At 70.8% G+C, this 20652-nt stretch carries 16 protein-coding genes and 2 pseudogenes; 7 read left to right on the top strand and 11 right to left on the bottom strand.

The annotated features are described in order from the left end of the window. From EAO75_RS34855 to EAO75_RS34840, 4 genes are all read right to left on the bottom strand, one after another. Positions 1-1264, bottom strand: a 1264-nt coding sequence (locus tag EAO75_RS34855) for an MFS transporter (protein WP_148000458.1), incomplete at its 3' end; no start/stop codon positions are given. Next, on the bottom strand, positions 1261-2595 hold the full coding sequence (locus tag EAO75_RS34850; protein WP_147999158.1) for a GH1 family beta-glucosidase: 1335 nt from the start codon (positions 2593-2595) through the stop codon (positions 1261-1263). The genes EAO75_RS34850 and EAO75_RS34855, both read right to left, overlap by 4 nt. Before the next feature lie 46 nt (positions 2596-2641). Beyond that, on the bottom strand, positions 2642-2908 hold the full coding sequence (locus EAO75_RS34845) for a protealysin inhibitor emfourin (protein WP_147999157.1): 267 nt from the start codon (positions 2906-2908) through the stop codon (positions 2642-2644). A 21-nt stretch (positions 2909-2929) separates the two neighbouring features. After that, a complete protein-coding gene (locus EAO75_RS34840; protein WP_147999156.1) occupies positions 2930-4000 on the bottom strand; it encodes a M4 family metallopeptidase in 1071 nt (356 codons plus the stop codon). A gap of 319 nt (positions 4001-4319) precedes the next feature. Here EAO75_RS34840 and leuA point away from each other — a divergent pair, with 319 nt between their 5' ends. Further along, the gene (gene leuA, locus EAO75_RS34830; RefSeq protein ID WP_147999155.1) at positions 4320-6041 is read left to right on the top strand and encodes a 2-isopropylmalate synthase; all 1722 of its coding nucleotides are present in this window, start codon (positions 4320-4322) and stop codon (positions 6039-6041) included. Between the two features lie 270 nt (positions 6042-6311). Beyond that, on the top strand, positions 6312-7007 hold the full coding sequence (locus tag EAO75_RS34825) for a TerB family tellurite resistance protein (RefSeq protein ID WP_147999154.1): 696 nt from the start codon (positions 6312-6314) through the stop codon (positions 7005-7007). A gap of 10 nt (positions 7008-7017) precedes the next feature. On the opposite strand, the gene EAO75_RS34820 is transcribed toward EAO75_RS34825, so the two are convergent. Then, the gene (locus EAO75_RS34820; protein WP_147999153.1) at positions 7018-7446 is read right to left on the bottom strand and encodes a DUF6234 family protein; all 429 of its coding nucleotides are present in this window, start codon (positions 7444-7446) and stop codon (positions 7018-7020) included. Between the two features lie 205 nt (positions 7447-7651). Between EAO75_RS34820 and EAO75_RS34815 the strand changes: the two genes are divergently transcribed. The 4 genes from EAO75_RS34815 to EAO75_RS34800 are packed head-to-tail and all read left to right on the top strand — an operon-like array spanning position 7652 to position 12912. After that, a complete protein-coding gene (locus tag EAO75_RS34815) occupies positions 7652-9739 on the top strand; it encodes an MMPL family transporter (RefSeq protein WP_147999152.1) in 2088 nt (695 codons plus the stop codon). Between the two features lie 54 nt (positions 9740-9793). Then, complete coding sequence (locus EAO75_RS34810; protein WP_147999151.1) at positions 9794-11023, top strand: sensor histidine kinase; 1230 nt, start codon at positions 9794-9796, stop codon at positions 11021-11023. After that, positions 11023-11682, top strand: a complete 660-nt coding sequence (locus EAO75_RS34805) for a response regulator (RefSeq protein ID WP_147999150.1) — start codon at positions 11023-11025, stop codon at positions 11680-11682. The genes EAO75_RS34810 and EAO75_RS34805 overlap by 1 nt, the downstream gene beginning before the upstream one ends. 39 nt (positions 11683-11721) lie before the next feature. Next, the gene (locus tag EAO75_RS34800; protein WP_147999149.1) at positions 11722-12912 is read left to right on the top strand and encodes a sialidase family protein; all 1191 of its coding nucleotides are present in this window, start codon (positions 11722-11724) and stop codon (positions 12910-12912) included. 29 nt (positions 12913-12941) lie between these two features. Here EAO75_RS34800 and EAO75_RS34795 read toward each other — a convergent pair whose 3' ends face one another. Genes EAO75_RS34795 through EAO75_RS34775 form a run of 5 tightly spaced genes read right to left on the bottom strand, consistent with a single transcriptional unit; the run spans position 12942 to position 19566 of the window. Beyond that, positions 12942-13874: a dihydrodipicolinate synthase family protein gene (locus EAO75_RS34795; protein WP_147999148.1), complete on the bottom strand. Its 933-nt coding sequence runs from the start codon at positions 13872-13874 to the stop codon at positions 12942-12944. A gap of 2 nt (positions 13875-13876) precedes the next feature. Beyond that, a complete protein-coding gene (locus EAO75_RS34790; protein ID WP_315987566.1) occupies positions 13877-14986 on the bottom strand; it encodes an ABC transporter ATP-binding protein in 1110 nt (369 codons plus the stop codon). Then, positions 14983-16971, bottom strand: a complete 1989-nt coding sequence (locus tag EAO75_RS34785) for a dipeptide/oligopeptide/nickel ABC transporter permease/ATP-binding protein (RefSeq protein WP_147999147.1) — start codon at positions 16969-16971, stop codon at positions 14983-14985. The genes EAO75_RS34790 and EAO75_RS34785 overlap by 4 nt, the downstream gene beginning before the upstream one ends. Then, positions 16968-17927: an ABC transporter permease gene (locus EAO75_RS34780; protein ID WP_147999146.1), complete on the bottom strand. Its 960-nt coding sequence runs from the start codon at positions 17925-17927 to the stop codon at positions 16968-16970. Before EAO75_RS34780 ends, EAO75_RS34785 begins: the two co-directional genes overlap by 4 nt. Before the next feature lie 10 nt (positions 17928-17937). Beyond that, complete coding sequence (locus EAO75_RS34775) at positions 17938-19566, bottom strand: ABC transporter substrate-binding protein (RefSeq protein ID WP_147999145.1); 1629 nt, start codon at positions 19564-19566, stop codon at positions 17938-17940. 238 nt (positions 19567-19804) lie between these two features. Between EAO75_RS34775 and EAO75_RS34770 the strand changes: the two are divergent. Beyond that, positions 19805-20479, top strand: a pseudogene (locus tag EAO75_RS34770) (FadR/GntR family transcriptional regulator); the annotation flags it as partial. Positions 20480-20524: 45 nt separating this feature from the next. On the opposite strand, the pseudogene EAO75_RS48710 reads toward EAO75_RS34770, so the two are convergent. After that, a pseudogene (locus EAO75_RS48710) lies at positions 20525-20590 on the bottom strand (hypothetical protein); the annotation flags it as partial. Positions 20591-20652: the final 62 nt, after the last annotated feature.

Here is a 20652-nt window from a genome sequence, read left to right as displayed (position 1 = left end):
GAACCCACGGATCAGGATCCGTACGGCCGTACAGCTCGTCCGGCACCTCGACCCCGTTCAGCTGGTGCAACTCAACCGCCGCCACCACGTACAGCACCCGGTATCCGCCCAGGTAGGTGACGATCGGTGCGGCCAGGGCGGGGGCCGCCACCTGGGGGAGGGCGTTGGCGACGTTGATGACGCCGAGGTCCTTGCCCCGGTCGAGGGCCTTCGGCAGGACGTCCGTCATCAGGGCGAAGTCGACCGACATGAAGACGCCGAGGCCGAGGCCGAGCAGCGCCGCCACGACGATCGCGCTCGGCCAGGTCTGCCATACGGCGAGCAGACCCGTGGCCGCCGCCATCAGTACCCCGGACCACTTCACGAAGGGCTTGCGGCGGCCCGAGCGGTCCGACCGGACACCGCCGACCACGACCGTGGCCAGCAGCGTCGCGCTGTTCACCGCGGTGAGGATCAGGACGCCCTGCTCGGGGTCGTCGTGGTGGAGGCGGTCCCGCAGGTAGTACAGCAGGTAGAGGATCACCAGCGCGTTGCTGAGGTTGATCAGGAAGCGGGTCAGCCAGGCCCAGGCGAAGTCCGGGTAGCGGCGCGGGCTCAGCCAGAAGCCGCGGGTGAACGAGCGCCAGGACCAGGCCGGCCGGTCCGTGGCCGGCAGCCGGAGATCCCCGTACCGCAGCACGTACGGCAACACGCCCGCCATCGTGAACACCGCGCACGCCACGTACCCCGCCGCGATCCCGCCCGCCGCGGTCGCCAGGCCCGTCCCGGCGACCGCCCCGAGGATCTGCGCCGCCCCCAACCAGCCGCCCACGACACCCCGTTGGAGCCGCGGCACCCGGTCCGGCACGGCCGCCGTCACCGCCGCGAAGGCCGCGTTCAGGGTCAGCTGGACCAGGCACCAGCCGACCGCCATCACCCACAGCCCGCCCGCACCGGCGAGCAGCAGCAACGACAGCGCGCCGCCCGCCGCACCCGCCACGATCCACGGCGTACGCCGGCCCCAGCGGCCCGTGGTGCGGTCCGACAGCGCGCCGAAGAACGGGTTCGCCACCAGCGACACGACCGCGCCCACGCCGGTCACCCACGCGAGCAGCGTCTCCTTCGACATCCCGGTGCCGGGCGCGAAGTCCTCCGCCTGCTGGGCCAGCAGGATCTGCAGCGGGCCGTACCAGCCCACCCAGATCGCCACGTTGGAGAGCGAGAGCGCGGCGGTCCAGCCCCTGCCGACCCGGTTCGTGGGCTCGGCAAGGGCATCGACCGTCATCCCTGCGCCCGGAGCACGTCCCGCAGCCAGCCGTACGACGCCTTGGGCGTCCGCTCCTGCGTCTCGTAGTCCACGTGCACCAGCCCGAACCGGCGCGCGTACCCCTCGGCCCACTCGAAGTTGTCGAGCAGGGACCACACGAAGTACCCGCGCACGTCCACGCCCGCCTCCACCGCCCGGTGCAGGGCGCGGATGTGGCCGTCCAGGTAGGCGATCCGCTCCTGGTCGTCGACGCCCTCGTACGAGCAGCCGTTCTCGGTGATGACGACGGGCGGGAGCCGGTCGCCGTAGCGCTCACGGAAACCGGTGAGCAGCTCCGTCAGCGCCTCGGGTACGACCGGCCAGCCGAAGTCCGTCGTCGGCACGCCCTCGATCTCCCTGACGGAGAAGGGCAGTTCGGCGGGCATGGTCACCCCGCCGAACTCGATCTCGGTGCCCTGCGGGGCGCCCACGCGGGTCGGGGCGTAGTAGTTGATGCCGTAGAAGTCGATCGGCTCGGCGATCACCGACAGATCGGCCCCGACGTCGCCCGGCATCAACTCGCCGATCCCGTCCGGGTACTGGCCCAGGAGCAGGGGGTCGGCGAACAGGCGGTTGAGGAGCAGGTCGTAGAAGTCCGCCGCCTCCAGGTCCGGCTGCTCCTTTGACGCCGGCCAGGTCGGCCCGTGCGAGTTGGCGATCCCGATGTCCGTGGCGCCGGCCGCGCGCAGTGCCCGTACGGCGAGGCCGTGGGCCAGCAGCTGGTGATGGGCGACCGGGAGGGCGTCGAAGAGGAGCCGCCTGCCCGGTGCGTGGGTGCCGAGGGCGTGGCCGAGCAGGGTGTGCTCGGCGGGTTCGTTGAGGGTGATCCACTTCTTCACGCGGTCGCCCAGCCGCTCGGCGACCACCGACACGTACTCGGCGAAACGGGCGGCCGTGTCCCGCTCCAGCCAGTCCAGCGCGACCGGCAGATCCCAGTGGAAGAGCGTCGGCACCGGCCGTACACCCGCCGCGCACAGCTCGTCCACCAGACGGTCGTAGAAGTCGAGGCCCTTGGGGGAGTTCACCCGGGGCCAGGAGACCGAGAAGCGGTACGCGCCGGCGCCCAGGCCGGCCAGCAGCGCCACGTCCTCGCCGTAGCGGTGGTAGTGGTCGCAGGCCACCTCGGCCGTGGAGCCGTCCTTGACCCGTCCCGGCTCGGCCGTGAAGGCGTCCCACACGGACCGCTCGCGCTCGTCCGCCGCCCCCTCGATCTGGTGGGCGGACGTCGAGACGCCCCACAGGAAACCGGCCGGGAAACGGGGTATCGGGCTCTGCGCACCGCGCTCATCGATCGCCATGCGCCGGATCATCCGTACCGGCGGTAACGGAAGTCAACGCCCCGGCGTGAACTGCCCGTTACGCTCCTTCCTTCAGCACCCTGGAGATCAGCTTGCGCTGCTCGTCGGTGAGCCGGGGATCCGAGCAGTACACCGTCCTGCCGTCCACGGTGATCTGGTAGCTGAAGCCGTCCGGAACCCCGATCGGAGGCGTGCCCCGGCCGTCCGCGAGCGCGTGCTCGGCCAGGGCCTGCCACTCCTGGGCGTCGGGCCGCCCCGAGGTGTCCACCTCGGCATGCCGCTCGATGCCCGCGAATCCACCCGTGCGCCGTACCAAAATCCGCATGGGTCCCTGTCTAGTACGGACTTACTGGATCCGCACCCCGACCTGCTCCCACGCCTTCGAAACGGCCTGGAGCTCCTCGCCGCCGTCGCCGAAGCGCTCGCGCGCGGCCTTGACGGTGAGCGCCGCGAAGTCGGTGAACATGGCCCGGTCCGTGAGCTCGCCGCCGGTCAGGACGTCGTACCAGACCTGCCCCGCCTTCTCCCAGGCGTTTCCGCCGAGCGCGGTGGCGGCGAGGTAGAAGGCGTGGTTGGGGATGCCGGAGTTGATGTGGACACCGCCGTTGTCCCGGCCGGTGCGGACGTAGTCGTCCATGGTCGCGGGCTGTGGGTCCTTGCCGAGCACGTCGTCGTCGTACGCGCTACCCGGCTCCTTCATGGAGCGCAGGGCCTTGCCGGTGACGCTCGGGGCGAGCAGGCCGGCGCCGATCAGCCAGTCGGCCTCGGCGGCGGTCTGGCCGAGCGTGTACTGCTTGATCAGGGAGCCGAAGACGTCCGACATCGACTCGTTCAGGGCGCCCGGCTGGCCGTAGTACGTGAGGTTGGCCGTGTACTGCGTGACGCCGTGGGTGAGCTCGTGGCCGATGACGTCGATCGGGATGGTGAAGTCGAGGAAGATCTCGCCGTCACCGTCGCCGAACACCATCTGCTCGCCGTTCCAGAAGGCGTTGTTGTAGTTCTCGTCGTAGTGGACGGTGGCGTCCAGGGGCAGGCCGTCGCCGTCGATGGAGTGGCGGGCGTAGGCCTTGAGGAACAGGTCGAAGGTGGCGCCGAGGCCGGAGTAGGCGCGGTTGACCGTGGCGTCCTGGCCGGGGTCCTGGCCCTCGCCGCGGACCTTGGTGCCGGGCAGGGTGGCCTTGTGCTCGGCGTCGTAGATGGTGCGCAGCGGCTGGTCCGACGGTGCCTTCGCCGTCGGGGCGGCCGCGAGGGCGAACTCGGTCGTCACACGGCGCCGGCCGCGCAGCTCGCTGTCTCGCATCAGGGTCCGCTGGGCGGGGCCGGAGAGTGCGGGGTCGTCGTTCCGGGCCAGTTTGTCGAGGACGTGGGGTGGTACGACGGTGCAGAAGACGGGCTCGAAGCCCCCGTTTGTCGTCATGTGCGGCACCATTGCACTGCGTTAGGGGGCTGTCACTAGTCGCAACCATGATTGGTGAAATATGCGGATTGTGAGCCGCACGCTCCGTGACGAAGTGGTATGGCGCACGTTTTGCCCTATTCGTCCCTCGGGTTCCGCATACTGATACGGCGCCCCGTACGGGGAGTGGCTCGGCTAGCATGCTTCGCATCATGCGTTTCGGGCTGCTTCTTCTTAGCTGCCGCGGCGAGGGCCTGTAGTCCAGGTCGACTCCCTCCCCGCGGAGCTTCGCGTTGCGTCGTCGGCCGTCCTTCCGGACATCCTGAGGAGCCCCGCAGACATGGCGAACCGCCAGCAGCCCAGCACCATGCCGATCCACAAGTACGGCCGCTACGAGCAGGTCGACATCGCCGACCGGACCTGGCCGGACCAGCGCGTCACCACCGCTCCCCGCTGGCTCTCCACCGACCTGCGCGACGGCAACCAGGCCCTGATCGACCCGATGTCGCCCGAGCGCAAGCGCCGGATGTTCGACCAGCTGGTCAAGATGGGCTACAAGGAGATCGAGGTCGGCTTCCCGGCGTCGGGCCAGACGGACTTCGACTTCGTGCGCTCCATCGTCGAGGAGCCCGGGGCCATCCCCGACGACGTCACGATCTCCGTACTGACCCAGGCCCGCGAGGACCTGATCGAGCGCACGGTGGAGTCCCTGAAGGGCGCCAAGCGCGCCAACGTGCACCTGTACAACGCCACGGCCCCCGTCTTCCGCCGGGTCGTCTTCCGCGGCTCCAAGGACGACATCAAGCAGATCGCCGTGGACGGCACCCGCCTGGTGGTGGAGTACGCCGAGAAGCTGCTGGGTCCGGAGACCGAGTTCGGCTACCAGTACAGCCCGGAGATCTTCACCGACACCGAGCTGGACTTCGCGCTGGAGGTCTGCGAGGCGGTCATGGACGTCTGGCAGCCCGGCCCCGGCCGCGAGATCATCCTCAACCTGCCCGCCACGGTGGAGCGTTCGACGCCGTCCACGCACGCGGACCGCTTCGAGTGGATGCACCGCAACCTGTCCCGCCGTGAGCACGTGGTCCTGTCCGTCCACCCGCACAACGACCGCGGTACGGCGGTGGCGGCGGCCGAGCTGGCGCTGATGGCCGGCGCCGACCGCATCGAGGGCTGTCTGTTCGGGCAGGGCGAGCGCACCGGCAACGTCGACCTGGTGACCCTGGGGATGAATCTCTTCTCCCAGGGCGTCGACCCGCAGATCGACTTCTCCGACATCGACGAGATCCGTCGTACGTGGGAGTACTGCAACCAGATGGAGGTCCACCCGCGCCACCCGTACGTGGGCGACCTGGTCTACACGTCCTTCTCCGGCTCCCACCAGGACGCCATCAAGAAGGGCTTCGACGCGATGGAGGCCGACGCGGCGGCTCGCGGGGTCACCGTGGACGACATCGAGTGGGCGGTGCCGTACCTGCCGATCGACCCGAAGGACGTCGGCCGCTCCTACGAGGCCGTCATCCGCGTCAACTCGCAGTCCGGCAAGGGCGGTATCGCGTACGTCCTGAAGAACGACCACAAGCTGGACCTGCCGCGCCGGATGCAGATCGAGTTCTCGAAGCTGATCCAGGCCAAGACGGACGCCGAGGGCGGCGAGATCACCGGCTCCGACATCTGGGCCGTCTTCCAGGACGAGTACCTGCCGAACCCCGAGAACCCGTGGGGTCGTATCCAGGTCAAGAACGGCCAGTCGACGACCGACACGGACGGCGTGGACACGCTGAAGGTGGAGGCCACCGTCGACGGCGTCGACACGATCCTGGCCGGTACCGGCAACGGTCCGATCTCGGCCTTCTTCGACGCGCTGCAGAAGGTGGGCGTGGACGCCCGGCTGCTGGACTACCAGGAGCACACGATGAGCGAGGGTGCCTCCGCGCAGGCCGCCTCGTACATCGAGTGCGCGATCGACGGCAAGGTCCTGTGGGGCATCGGTATCGACGCCAACACCACGCGTGCCTCGCTGAAGGCGGTCGTGTCGGCCGTCAACCGGGCGGCTCGCTGACGGTTCGCTCCGCGGGGGCTGTGTGCAGTCGGTCGGCCGCGGCGCCGTCGTGGCTGGTCGCGCAGTTCCCCGCGCCCCTTCAGGGTGTTGCCGTACCCGGAGTTTTCGGGCCCCGTCCGCCGTATTCCGGTGGGCGGGGTCCGCTCATTTCCAGCCATTGACCTGTGCAGGTCACGGAAAGGTCTCGTCCGGGGTACTGACTCCACGTCCGTGATGTGGCTAACATCACGCAAGCGCGGCGATGTTGCCGCGGCGTTACGGAGGTGCGACGTGCTGCCAGGACGGGGACGAACCGGTGCCGCCAGGCTTGCGCGCATCCTGGGCACCCGCACCGCGTGGTCGGCCATAGGGGATGGCGAGTTCTTCTGTCCCGGGTGCGGGGGCGACCGCAACTACCAGCGGCTGACCGGCCATCGCCGCTTCACGTTCCTCGGCGTGCCGGTCCTGCCGCGCGGCGAGACCGCACCCGTCGTGGAGTGCGCGGCCTGCCGCCGCCACTTCGGCACCGACGTCCTCGACCATCCGACCACCACCCGCTTCTCCGCGATGCTCCGCGACGCCGTCCACACCGTCGCCCTCGCGGTGCTGGCCGCGGGCGGCACCTGCGCCCGTCCGTCCCTGGAGACCGCCGCGGCCACCGTGCGCGCGGCCGGCTTCGACGACTGCACGGAGGACCAGCTGGGCGCCCTGGTCGAGGCCCTGGCCGCCGACACCGGCCGCGTCTTCTCCGAGCCCTGCGGCGCCGGGCTGGCCATAGAGCTCCACGAGGCCCTGGACCCCCTCGCCCCGCACCTCGCCCCCGCCGGCCGCGAATCGATCCTCCTCCAGGGAGCCCGCATCGCCCTGGCCGACGGCCCCTACACCCCCGCCGAACGCGACGCCCTCGCGACGGTGGGCGCGGCCCTCACGATCTGCACGGACGACGTGACCCGCCTGCTGGCGGCGGCGGCCCGGACACCTTCGTAACCCCCGACGATCATCGGCGCGCCGCGGGCGCCGACCCGGACGCGTGCCCGCGATCCTCGCGCCGCTCGTCGACCTGCGCCCCGCTCAACGCGATGACCAGCACGACCACGCCGACGAGCACCTGCACGGAGGCGCTGACGACGGCGCGGAGCAGGTAAAGCAGCGCGGCCGTCAGCAGCACGATGCCGCCGGCGATGCCCAGATAGAGCCAGTTGGACGTGAACGTGACGTCGGAGTTGTCCGCGCCCGGGTCGAACGGCCTCCAGTCGCCGCTGACGCCGATCCCGAGCAGGAAGGCCACGACGGCCCCGATGACGTCGAGGAGGAGCAGCCCGACCGCCAGGGCGATGTCCCCGGCGACGGGCAGCCCGCGGCGTCCGACGGGCGGCGGCGGCACGTTGGCACCGCGGAAGCGAGGCAGGCCGGTGGGGGCGGTCATGCGGCAAGCCTTCCCGGCCGACACGGCCGGCCGCATGAGTACGGGCACTCAGGGCCCGCGTCCCGCCGTACTCCCCAGGGAGTAATCGCGTCATCGCGCCGACCCCGGCAGTAGCCCCCAATTCGCTCTTCGGTCCGACGATCGGCCACCGTCCCACCGGAAGTCTGGAAGCGACCCAGACATCCGACCGGAGGGGGCCCGTCTCATGGGGGCCGTAAGGACAAGTGCACGGCGGCGGCGTGGTGTGCCGTGGCTCGTGCTCGGGCTGTGGATCGTTGTGCTCGCGATCGCGTCGCCGTTCGCGTCGAAGCTCGCGGACGTGCAGCGTGACCGGGCCGTCGACTATCTGCCGGCCAGTGCCGATTCCACGCAGGTGGCCAGGATCCAGGAACAGCTGCCCGGTGGCGAGAGCACCGAGATGGTCGTCGTGTATCACCGGGACGGGGGACTCACCGCCGGTGACCGGGCGACCGCCGCCGGGCAGATCGAGCGGATCGCGGGCGCGCACAAGCTCACCGGTGCGCCGCGGGGCATCCCGTCCCAGGACGGGACCACGCTGATGTACCCGATCGCGAGCACCGAGCCGGGGACCGACGAGAAGGCACGTGACCGGCTTGTCAACGACGTCAGGGGCGTCGCCCGGGGCGACGACGGGCTGAGCGTCGACGTCGGTGGGTCGGGTGCGCTCGCCACCGACGCGAGCGAGGTCTACAACTCGCTCGACGGACCGCTGCTCTACACCACCGCCGCGGTCGTCGCGCTGCTGCTGATCCTCATCTACCGCAGCCCGTTCCTGTGGCTGGTACCGCTCGCCGTCGCCGGCATGGCCGACTATCTGTCGATGGGCGTCGCCTACGGGCTCAACCAAGGGTTCGGGACGTCCGTGTCCGGCCAGAGCTCCGGGATCATGACGATCCTCGTGTTCGGGGCGGGCACCGACTACGCGCTGCTGCTCGTCTCCCGGTACCGGGAGGAGTTGCGGCGCATCGAGCGGCCGTACGACGCGATGGTCGCCGCACTCAAGGGCTGCGGGCCCGCCGTGCTCGCCTCCTCCGGCACCGTCGCCGCCGGACTGCTGTGCCTGCTCGCCGCCGACCTCAACTCCAGCCGGGGCATGGGCCCGCTCGGCACCGTCGGCGTGCTGTGCGCGCTTCTCGCCATGCTGACGCTGCTGCCCGCGATCCTCGTCCTGCTCGGCCGGCGCGTGTTCTGGCCCCTCGTGCCCCGCTACGGCAGCACGCCCAAGGCCCGCCGGTCCCTGTTCACGGCGATGGGCGGCTCCGCCGGACGCCGGCCGCTGACCGTCCTCGCGGGCGGCGCCGTCCTGCTCGGCGCGCTCGCGCTCGGCACCCTCAACCTGCCCGGCAACCTCAAGCAGGAGGACTCCTTCACCTCCAAGCCCGACGCGGTCGCCGCCATGGAGACCCTCGCCCGGGCCTACCCCGAGCGCGGCACCCAGCCCATCACCGTCATCGCGCGGGAGGGCCGCGCCGCCGAGACGCTCGCTTCGATCCGCGGCACCGACGGCGTCGACAGCGCGCAGGAAGGCCGTACCGGAGACGGCTGGACCGAGATCTCCGTCCTCGCCACCGCACCGCCCCAGTCCGCCGGGGAGACCGCCACCATCGAGGCCCTGCGCGACAAGCTCGACGGCTCCTACGTCGGCGGGCCGAGCGCCCAGCAACTCGACCTGAAGGACACCAACGCCCGCGACCGCCTGGTCGTCGTGCCGATCGTGCTGCTGTCCGTGCTGCTGATCCTCGTCGCCCTGCTGCGCTCACTCGTCGCGCCGCTGATCCTGGTGGCGGCCGTGGTCGCCGTGTGGGGCGCGGCGCTCGGCATCGGCGGACTCGTCTTCGGGCCGGTCTTCGGCTTCGAGGGCACCGATCCCGGGCTCGGGCTGCTGTCCTTCGTGTTCCTGGTCGCCCTCGGCGTCGACTACGGCATCTTCCTGATGCACCGGATGCGCGAGGAGTCCCTGAACGGCGCCGAACCCGTCGCCGCCGCGCTCACCGCGCTGCGCACCACGGGCGGGGTCATCGCCTCCGCCGGACTGGTCCTCGCCGCCACCTTCGCGGTGCTCACCAGCATGCCGATGCTGCAGCTCGTCGAGCTCGGCTTCGTCATCGCGGTCGGCGTGCTGCTGGACACCTTCCTGGTCCGCACCTACCTGGTGACCAGCGCCAGCGTCGCCCTGCGCCGCAGGATGTGGTGGCCGGGAGCGCTGTCCCGGGAGCCCGAGAAGCCCGTACCGCCGAAGGAACCGGAGCGGGTCACCGCAGCCGCCCACTGATCGACCGGCGCCCCTCCCTCCCGGAGGGGCGCCCCGCTCACGGAAGATGAGCCCGTGCAGGAAACCACGACAGCGATACGGCCCCGCCTCGGCGAGCGGATCATGGCGGCGGTCAACCGCGACCCCCGCACCGCCCCGCACGGCACCCGCAACGACGCGCTGCTCGCCGWGGCGGCCGCCGCGCTGGCCGTGTGCCTGGCACTGTTCACCGACCACGGCCGCCGGCCCGACGCCCTCGGCTGGACCCTCCTGCTCGCCGCCCATGTGCCCCTGGCGTGGCGGCGGCGCAGGCCGCTGCTCGTGCTCGCCGCCGTGGTGGCGCTCGTCATCCCCTACCACGCCCTCGACAACAACCACGGCGCGCCCGTCCCCGCCTCGCTGATCGCGCTGTACGCGGTCACCGTCACCCAGGGCCCCGTCCGCACACTCCTGGTCGGTGCCGCGGGCCTCGGCGTCTCCCTGACCGTGATGCTCACCTTCGGCGAGGACAAGCGGGCCGGCGACCTGGTGCGCATCTACGGCTGGGTGCTCGCCATCCTGCTCCTCGGCATCGCCGTCCGCTATCACCGCCGGCACGTCGCGGCCATCGTCGAGCGCGCCGAACGCGCGGAGCGCACCCGCGAGGAGGAAGCCCGCCGACGCGTCGCCGAGGAACGTCTGCGCATCGCCCGCGACCTGCACGACCTGCTCGCGCACAGCATCACCCTCATCGGCGTCCAGACCTCCGTCGCCGCGCACGTACTGGCCGCCGACCCCGAGCGGCTGGACCGAGAGGCGATCGCGAAGTCCCTCGACGACATCGCCGAGACCTGCCGCACCGCGCGCGGCGAATTGCGTACGACGCTGGACGTGCTGCGCGAACAGGGCGTGGCCGGCGAGGCACGCGGCCCGCTTCCCGAGCTCGACGGGGTGCCGGACCTCGTGGAGGCGGCGCGGCTCGCCGGAGCCCGGGTCGATGCGGCGGTACGGGTGCGGCAGGCGTCGCCCGCCGTCGGGGCGGCCGCGTACCGGATCGTGCAGGAAGCGCTGACGAACGTGGTCCGGCACGCCGGGCCCGAACCGGCCGTACGTGTCGAGGTGTACGAGGAGCGGGGCGCCCTGCACCTGTCGGTCACCGACGACGGCCCCTGCCCCGTGCCCGCCGGGGGCCCTGGCTACGGCCTGGTCGGCATGCGTGAGCGGGCCCGCAGCGTGGGTGGCACACTCGACGCCGGACCGCGCGACGAGGGCGGCTTCGCGGTGAGCGCCGTACTGCCCATCGGGGCCGGCGGGGAGGGAGAGTGATGATCCGCGTCCTGCTCGCGGACGACCAGACGCTCGTACGTGAGGCGTTCGCCATGCTCGTCGAGTCGGCCCCGGACATGGAGGTCGTCGGCAAGGCGGCCACCGGCCGGGAGGCCGCCGAACTGGCCCGCAGCGCCCGCGCCGACCTCGTCGTGATGGACATCCGCATGCCCGACCTCGACGGCATCGAGGGGACCCGGCTGATCGCGGCCGACGAGGACCTGGCCGGGGTGCGTGTGCTGGTCCTCACCACCTACGACACCGACGAGAACATCGTGGACGCGCTGCGCGCCGGCGCCTCCGGGTTCCTGGTCAAGGACACCCGCCCGGCCGAACTCCTCGACGCGATCCGCACGGTGGCCGCGGGGGAGGCGCTGTTGTCGCCCGGGCCGACCGCACGGCTGATCGAGCGGTTCCTGCGCAGCCCCTCCGCGCCCACGACCGGCGGACCCGAATGTCTGTCCGAACGTGAACGAGAAGTGCTGACGCTGGTCGCACACGGGCTCAACAACACGGAAATCGCCGAGACGTTGGGCCTGAGCCCGCTGACGGCGAAGACGCACGTCAGCCGCATCATGGGGAAACTGGGGGCGCGGGACAGGGCGCAATTGGTCATCGTGGCGTATGAGTCAGGGATGGTGACACCGGGGAGCCTGTGACGGACAGGTTAATGTCTGACTCTCCGTCAAAGGAGCTCGATGACCCTCCTGAGCCGCACACTCCTGGCCACCGCAGTACTCCTGACCACTCCACTCACCACCGCCGGCACCGCCTCGGCGGACACCGGCTGCACGTCCTCCGTCCCGTACCGCTCGGGCGAGGGCGGCTACGACACGTACCGCATCCCGGCCACGATCACGACCCCGCGGGGCACGGTGCTGGCCTTCGCCGAGGGGCGGCACAACGGGGCGGGTGACACCGGCGACATCGATGTCGTCCTCAGACGGTCCCTCGACGGCGGCTGCACCTGGGGTCCGGTGGCGGTGGTCGCCGCCGGGGAGGGGGACACGCGGGGCAATCCGGCGCCGGTGGTGGATCCGCTCACCGGCGCGGTCGTGCTGGTCACGTCCTACAACAGCGGGGATGTGACGGAGGCGCAGATCATGCGGGGGGAGGTGACGCCGGAGCAGAGTCGTCGGGCGTTCGTGCAGCGCAGCACCGACGACGGGCGCACCTTCACCTCCCCGCGCGACATCACCGGGCGGGTGAAGCCGCCGAACTGGCGCTGGTACGCGACCGGACCCGGGCATGCCCTCGCCCTTCAGCGCGGGAAGTACGCGGGGCGGCTGGTCGTCCCGTCGAACCACTCCACGGCACCGGCGCCGGGATCGCCCGACACCGGGCAGGAGGCCAAGTACTACGGCGCCCACGCCATCTACAGCGACGACGGCGGGCTCACCTGGCAGATGGGCTTCGTGGACGAGTCCTACGACGGCTACAGCAACGCCAACGAGTCCACCGCCGCCGAACTCCCCGACGGCAGGGTCTACTTCAACTCCCGCGACCAGCTCGGGACGAGCGCCGGCAACCGTCTGGACAGTGTGTCGAGCGACGGCGGCGAGTCCCTCGACCGCCCCTACACCGTCCAGCCCTCCCTGAACGACGTCCCCGTCGTCGAGGGCAGCGTCCTCCAACTGCCCGGCGCCACATCCCCGTTGCTCTTCTCCGGTCCCTCCGTTCCCACCGCCCGCCAGTCGATGGCGGTGTGGCGCAGCACGGACGGGGGAGCGACCTTCACGAAGGCGCTGACGCTGTCTCAGCAGCGGGCGGCGTATTCGGATCTGGTGCGGCTGGGCGGTCAGTGGGTCGGGATCCTGTACGAGACGGGGGCGAGCGGGACGTACGAGACGATCGAGTTCCGCCGACTGCCGGTGTCCGACCTGACCTAGCCGACACCCCCGCCGGGGCGAAGAACGCTCTACAGCAACCCCGCCCCGGCCAGAAACTTCCCCACCCGCTCCACCTCCTCCGACGACAACGGCACCTGAGGCTCCGCAGTCGCCGGACAGTCGATCACCCCCCGCAGATACAGCGCCGCCTTGAACGCCCCCAGCGCCGACGAACTCCCACCCATCCGCCCCGGATCCCCGACCGTCACCATGCCGAACAGCGCGCACAGGCGTTCCTGCTCGGCCCGGGCCGACTCCCGGTCGCCGTCGCGGTGGAGGCGGTCGAGCCGGACGTATCCGGCGGGATCGACGTTGGAAAGCCCCGGCACCGCCCCGTCGGCCCCGATCCCGAGGGCCGCGTCGACGAGGAGCTCGGAGCCCGTCAGCACGCTGAAGCCCGTGACGTCGGACCGGTTGCGCGCGCCGACGACGACCTCGCGGAAACCGGCCAGGTCGCCGCTGGAGTCCTTCAGCCCCGCGAGGACACCCTCGGCGGCGAGGTCGAGGATCACCTGGGCGGGGAGTTTGGTGTGGACGGAGGCCGGGAGGTCGTACGCGACGACGGGCACCGGCGACGCCGCCGCGACGAGGCGGTAGTGGTGGGCGATCTCGGTGGGGTGGGTGCGGGCGTAGAAGGGCGCTGTCGCCACCACCGCGTCCGCGCCCGCCTGCGTGACCTGCCGTACGTGGTCCAGGACCCGCGGCGTCGTCATGTCGATCACACCCGCCAGCACCGGCAGCCGGCCACCCACATGCCGCACGGCGGTCTCGACCACCACCTGCCGCTGCCGGTCCGTCAGGTAGGCCACCTCCGACGTCGAGCCGAGCACGAACAGGCCGTGCACCCCGCCCTCCATCAGATGGTCGATCAGTCTGCGCAGTGAGGGGACGTCCACCTCGCGCTCCGGTGTCAGGGGCGTGCAGACGGGCGGTACGACACCGGTGAGCGGGGTGGGGATCATGGTCAAGGCTCCCTGGAATGGTGACTCTGTTGTACGAGGTCGCGGGTGGCCTCGCCCTCCTCCACTGGATGGTGACACCTGTAACGGTGCGCGGGGCCCGACGCGGCCGAGAAGTCCGGCATCGCCTGCGCACATACCCCGTCCGCCTTCCAGCATCTCGTCCGGAAGGGGCATCCGCTCGGCGGCCGCGTCGCCGAGGGGACCGGCCCGACGAGCGGGATCGGGTCGATCGGGTCCAGCAGGCCGGGGGTCGCGGAGAAGAGGGCACGGGTGTACGGGTGCCGGGAGCCGTCGGTGACGTCGGCGGCCGGGGCCTCCTCGACGATCCGGCCCAGGTACATCGTGATCACGCGGTCGCTCATCCGCCGTACCGTCTGGATGTCGTGCGAGACGAAGACCAGGGCCAGACCCAGCCGCTCCTTCAGGTCGAGGAGGAGGTTCAGGATCTGGGCGCGGACCGACACGTCCAGCGCGCTCGTCGGCTCGTCCGCCACCACCAGGTCGGGTTCCAGGGCCAGTGCGCGGGCGATGGCGACGCGCTGGCGCTGACCGCCCGACAGCTGGCCGGGCAGGGCGTCGGTGAGGGCGCGGGGAAGGCCCACCAGGGACATCAACTCCCGTACGCGTTCCTCCCGTTGGCGTTTCGACCCCCGCTCGTGCACGTCCAGCGGATCCCGCAGTATCTGCCGGACGGGCAGCCGGCGGTTCAGCGCCGTCGACGGGTCCTGGAAGATCATGCCCGTGCCGGCGCCCACCGCGGTCCTGCGCTCGCCCGGCGTCATGGCCCACAGGTCGCGCCCCCGGAAGGCCACGCTCCCCGACGTCGGCCGCTGCACCCCCACCAGCACCTTCGCCAGCGTCGACTTGCCGCACCCCGACTCGCCGACCACGCCCACCGTCTCGCCGGGCGCGATGGTGAGGTCGGCGCCGGTCAGGGCGTACACCCTGTCCCGGGTGAACAGTCCGCCGCTGCGTGCCTTGTGCACGACGTGCGCGTCGGACAGCCGCACGAGCACGCCCGGCTCGCCCGGGCCCGCCTCGCCCACGCTCACCTTGGTCACGGTCACCTCGCCCGCGCCCAGGCCGTCCGCGTTCATCTCGCTCGCGCTCATGTCACCGCCTCGCTCTCCGAGCGGTCCGTCGGCGCCAGAAGGATCGCCGGGTGATGGCAGGCCGCCGTGTGCGTCGGAGTCCCCAGCAGTGCGGGTGCGGTCGTGCGGCACATGTCGCTCGCCAGCGGGCAGCGGTCCGCGAAACGGCAGCCCGCCGGGAAGTCCGCGGGGGAGGGGACCACGCCCTTGATCTGCGTCATCCGCTCCTGCGCCGACTCCAGCGACAGCACGCTGCCCAGCAGACCCCGCGTGTAGTGGTGCGCCGGAGCCTCCACCAGGTCGGCGGTCACACCGGTCTCCACGATCTGGCCGCCGTACATCACGACGACCCGGTCGGTGACGGCCGAGATCAGCGCGAGGTCGTGCGAGACCAGGATCAGGGCGAAGTCGAGCTCCTCGCGCAGCCTGAGCAGCAGCTCTATGATCTGCGCCTGCACGGTGACGTCCAGCGCGGTCGTCGGCTCGTCGGCGACGATCAGCTTCGGGTCCCGGGACAGGGCCATGGCGATCAGCACGCGCTGGCGCTGGCCGCCGGAGAGCTCGTGCGGATAGCTGCGCAGGGTGCGTTCGGGGTCGAGGCCGACCAACGTCAGGAGTTCGTGGGGGCTGCGGCGGCCTCCGCGGCGTACGACCTGCTTGAGCTGTGAGCGGATCGTCATCGCCGGGTTCAGGGACGACAGGGCGTCCTGGTAGATCATCGCCATCTCGTGGCCCAGCAGCTTGCGCCGCACGCGCATCGGCTCGCCCACCAACTGCCGCTGGTTGAAGCGGACATGGCCGCGGATCCGGGCGCCCTTCGGTTCCAGACCCATCACCGCGAGGGCGGTGAGTGACTTGCCGCAGCCCGACTCGCCGACCAGGCCCAGCACCTCGCCGGGCTGCACCTCGAAGCTGATGCCGTCGATGATGTCCACGCCGCCGTGGCGGTCCTCGAACCCGATCGCGAGGTTCTCGACGGCGAGCACCGGTTGCTGCCCCCGCGGCAACGGCCGCGCCCGTGACCGCAGCCGCGCCGCCGCCTGGGTGAGCCCCGGCAGCGGGAGCACCTCACCGCTGCCCGGCTCCGGTGCCTGAAGCCGGTCGTGCTCGTCCTGCACGTCGACCTCGCGCGCCGACGGCGCCGCCCATGCGTCCGACACGCCCTCGGAGAGGATGTTCAGCGAGAGCACCGTCACCAGCATCAGCAGTCCGGGGAAGACGGTCGCCCACCAGCCCCCGGTGAGCACCATGTTCTTGCCGTCCGCGATGACGCTGCCCCAGGAGGGGTCGGGCGGCCGCACACCCGCGCCGATGAAGGACAGCGACGCCTCGAAGACGATCGCCTCCGCCACCTGCACGGTGCAGAACACCAGCACCGGGGCGGCGCAGTTGATCGCCACGTGCCTGATGACGATGTGCGGGGTGCGGGCGCCGATGACCCGTTCCGCCGTCACATAGTCCTCGCCGTACTGATCGAGGACGTTCGCCCGGACGACCCTCGCCACCGGCGGCGTGAACAGGAAGGCGATCGCGCAGATCAGGACCGTGATGCCGCCGCCGAAGACGGCGACCAGTACGGCGGCCAGCGCGATGCCCGGGAACGCCATCACCACGTCCAGGCAGCGCATCAGCGTCTCGTCGACCGCCTTGCGGGAGGTCGCCGCGACGGCGCCGATCAGGGCGCCGACGACGAGCGCGAGCGCGGTCGCGCCGAGCCCGATCGCCAGCGACCAGCGGGCGCCGTACATCAGCCGGCTCAGGATGTCCCGGCCGAGGCTGTCCTGGCCCATCCAGTGCTCGGCGGACGGATGCCCGGTGCCGTCGACGGGCGGCTGCTGGTCGAGCGGGTCGTGCGGGGCGAGCAGCGGGGCGAACACGGCCATCAGGACCACGACGGCCAGGAAGCAGACGGCCACCTTCGACAGCGTCGGCAGCTTGCGCCAGCCGCGCAGGCGGATGCCGGGCCGGGACAGCGCCTCGGCCAGGCGCTTGCGGTTGAACGTCACGTCGCCTCCCGCAGGCGCGGGTTGACCAGCAGATACAGGATGTCGATGACGAGGTTGACGACGACGAAGCCGATCGCCGTGGTGATGACCACTCCCTGGACGACCGCCGGGTCACCGTTCTTCACCGCGTCGATCATCAGCTTCCCCATGCCCGGCAGGGAGAAGATCGTCTCGATGATGACCGCGCCGCCCAGCAGATAGCCGACGCGCAGGCCGAGGACGGTGAGCGGGTTGATGAGCGCGTTCCTCAGGACGTTGCGCCCCACCACCACCCGCGGCGGCAGCCCGCTGCCGATCGCGGTGCGGACGTAGTCCTTGTCCAGCTCCTCCACCACCGACGTCCGCACGATCCGCGTCAGCTGCGCCGCGMCCGGCAGCGACAGCGCGAGCGCCGGCAGGGTCATCGTCTTCAGCCAGCCCGTGAAGGAGTCCGCCGGGTTGATGTAGCCGCCGGTCGGGAACCAGCCGAGTTCGACGGCGAGGTACTGGATCATCAGCAGCGCCAGCCAGAAGCCGGGCGCGGCGACCCCGGTCAGGGAGACGACGCGGATGATCTGGTCGGGGAGGCGGTCGCGGTAGATGGCCGCGGTGACGCCGCCGACCAGCGACAGGACGACCGCGATGCCGAGCCCCAGGAAGGTGAGCTGGATGGTGAGCGGCAGCGCGGTCATGACCTGGTCGATGACTGATCCGCGGGTCAGGGCGCTGGTGCCCATGTCGCCGTGGAGCAGGTCGCCGACGAAGGCGACGTAGCGGATGGGCAGGGGATCCAGCAGGCCGTTCTGCTCGCGGAAGTCGTGCAGCTGCTGCGGCGTCGGGTTCGCGCCCTGGAAGAACGCGGACGCCGGGTCGACGTCCGAGAACCGCATGACCAGGAACACGAACAGCACGATGCCGAGCATCAGCGGCACGAGCAGCAGGACTCGGCGGGCCAGGATCCGGACGACGGTGACCACGCAGTGTCTCCTACGACCACTTGGCCTGGAGGAGGTTGATGCCGGGGTACGGCTGTGCCCTTATCCCGGTGAGCTCCTTCGGGTTCCACGCCGTCATCAGCTCGTTGTGGACGACCGGGTAGAGGACGGCCTGCTCGGCGACGATGTCGATGTACTCCTGGACCATCGTCTTCTTCTTCTCGGCGTCCGGCTCCTGGGTAGCCCGGTCCATGTCCTTGAAGAGCGCCTTGGCGACGGAGTTGTCGGCCCACCGCGTGTACTGCATCCACAGGTTCTCGGGGCCGTAGTTGTAATGCATGATCAGATCGGCGTCGAGGCCGAACTGGTTGGGGTTCGAGGCGGCGGCGACAACCTGGTAGTCCTGCTTCTGGTCCATCTTGGTGAAGACGGCCGTCGTCTCCTGCGGGGAGAGGGTGGTCTTGACGCCGATCGCGTCCCAGGAGGACTTGATGGTCGGCAGACAGTCGACGATCCAGCTCACGTTCACGGACAGGATCTCGATCTCCAGCCCGCTGACCCCGGCCTCCTTCAGCAGCGCCTTCGCCTTGTCGGGGTCGTAGTCGTAGACGTTCTTGGCGCGGCGGTAGCTGGGGTTGGCCTCGTTGAGGAAGGAGCTCGACGGCTTCCCGTGCCCCTTGAGGGCGACCTCGATCATCTTGCCGGTGTCGATGGCGTAGCGCAGCGCTTGGCGGACGCGTACGTCGTCGAAGGGCTTGTGCTTGGTGTTGAACATCAGGAACAGGTTGTTCATCCCGGCGCCGCCCGCGACGGTCAGCCCGCCGCTCTCCAGCTGCCCGATGTTGGCGTACGGGATGTTGTCCGCGATCTGCGCCCCGGCGCTCGCGCCCGAGATTCTGGCCACGCGCGGAGCCGCGTCCACGATGGTCAGCCAGTTCATCTTCTTGAACGCCGCCCTGCGCGGGCCGTTGTAGTCCGCAAACGCCTCGAAGGTGGTGTTGGACTTCGGGTGGTGCGCGCTCTGCATGTACGGCCCCGAACCGACCGCCTTGCCCTTGATGGCGTCGTCCCAGGCGCCCGGCTGGGAGAAGACGTGCTTCGGCATGATCTTGGCGAGGGTGAGCCGGGAAAGTCCGTCCGGGAAGGGGAACTTGAGCACCAGCTCGACGTTCTGCGCGTCGATCTTGCGGACTTCCTTCAGCCAGCTCGCGAAGAAGCCCTTGGCGAGGGTCTGGGTCTTCGGGTCGAGGATCCGGTCGAAGACGAAGACCACGTCGTCGGCGGTGACCGGCTTGCCGTCGTGGAACTTCGCGCCCGCGCGCAGGGCGAACTTCCAGGACGTGGCATTCGGGTCGGCCGGCACCTGGGTGGCGAGCGCGGCGTACGGCTCGCGGGAGATCGGGTCGGTGTCGAGGAGGCCCTCGTAGATGTGGTTGTTGGCGGCCATGCAGAAGGCTGACGCCGTCTGGGTGGGGTCCCAGCTGCCGTCGTTGCCGTAGCCGATCACTGCGGTGAGGGTCCGGTTCTGGCCACCGCCCCCGCCGGTCTCGTTCGTGGACTCCGGCCCCGACGAACAGGCCGACAGCGACGCCGAGACGGCGGCGGCCGCGCCCAGCGCGCCGGTGTACTTCAGGAACGACCGGCGGTGCAGCGCCGGCACGTCGTGGGTCACGTCGCGCACGGTTCCTCCAGCGGTGGGTGGTGTGCTCCGGCGATGGGTGATACGAGGAGATACGACGTCCTACGTCCTGACGGTCAGCGCGACCATAGGTGGGGGGATGGGGGCGGTCAAGGGATCTCACACGAATGGCGCATCTGCCACAGGTCGGACCAATGGCGCTGTGAAATGGCGCGAGTTGACCCCCCGTCAGGGGCGTTTACGGGAGACATGGGACGTGGGACGTCCGGGTGCGCGTACCATGCGCCGCATGCCCGGGCAGCCCAGGAACAGCCGTACGTCCGAGGAGTCCAGGAACAGCCGGATCCAGCGCCAGGTCATGCAACTGATCATCGACCGCAGGCTCCAGGCGGGCGCTCTGCTGCCCACGGAGGCCGAGCTGATGGAGGACCTCGGGGTCAGCCGCAACTCGGTCCGCGAGGCGCTCAAGGCGCTCCAGGCCCTCGACATCGTGGAGATCCGGCACGGCTACGGGACGTATGTCGGCCAGGCCTCGCTCACTCCGCTGATCGACGGGCTGACGTTTCGTACCCTCGCTCGGCATGACCATGACGCGGGGGCTCTCGCCGAGATCCTTCAGGTGCGGGAGGTGCTGGAGGAGGGGCTGATCCGGCGGGTCGCGGCGACGGTGAGCGACGGGGAGCTGGACCGGCTGGAGGAGGTCGTTGCGCGGATGGAGGCGGCGGGGCGGTCCGGGCGGGCCTTTCCCGACCTGGACCGGGAGTTCCACGAGCTGTTGTACGCCTCGCTCGGCAACGACCTCGTGCCGCAGCTGCTCGCGGCGTTCTGGACGGTGTTCCGGCGGGTGAACGGGGCGCGCGGCCGCCCGGACGACCCGTCCCCCGAGCTCACCGCGCGGTGGCATCGGGACATCGTCGCGGCGCTGCGTGCGAGGGATGTCGAGGGCCTGGAGCGCCTTGAGCGCCTCGCGGACCGAGTTGCGGCTGACCCCGAGGTCCTCCATCAGCTCGGCCTCCGTGGGCAGCAGAGCGCCCGCCTGGAGCCTGCGGTCGATGATCAGTTGCATGACCTGGCGCTGGATCCGGCTGTTCCTGGACTCCTCGGACGTACGGCTGTTCCTGGGCTGCC

Source organism: Streptomyces sp. UW30 (assembly GCF_008042075.1).
GTDB lineage: Bacteria > Actinomycetota > Actinomycetes > Streptomycetales > Streptomycetaceae > Streptomyces.
This window is presented reverse-complemented; position numbering and strand designations above follow the sequence as displayed.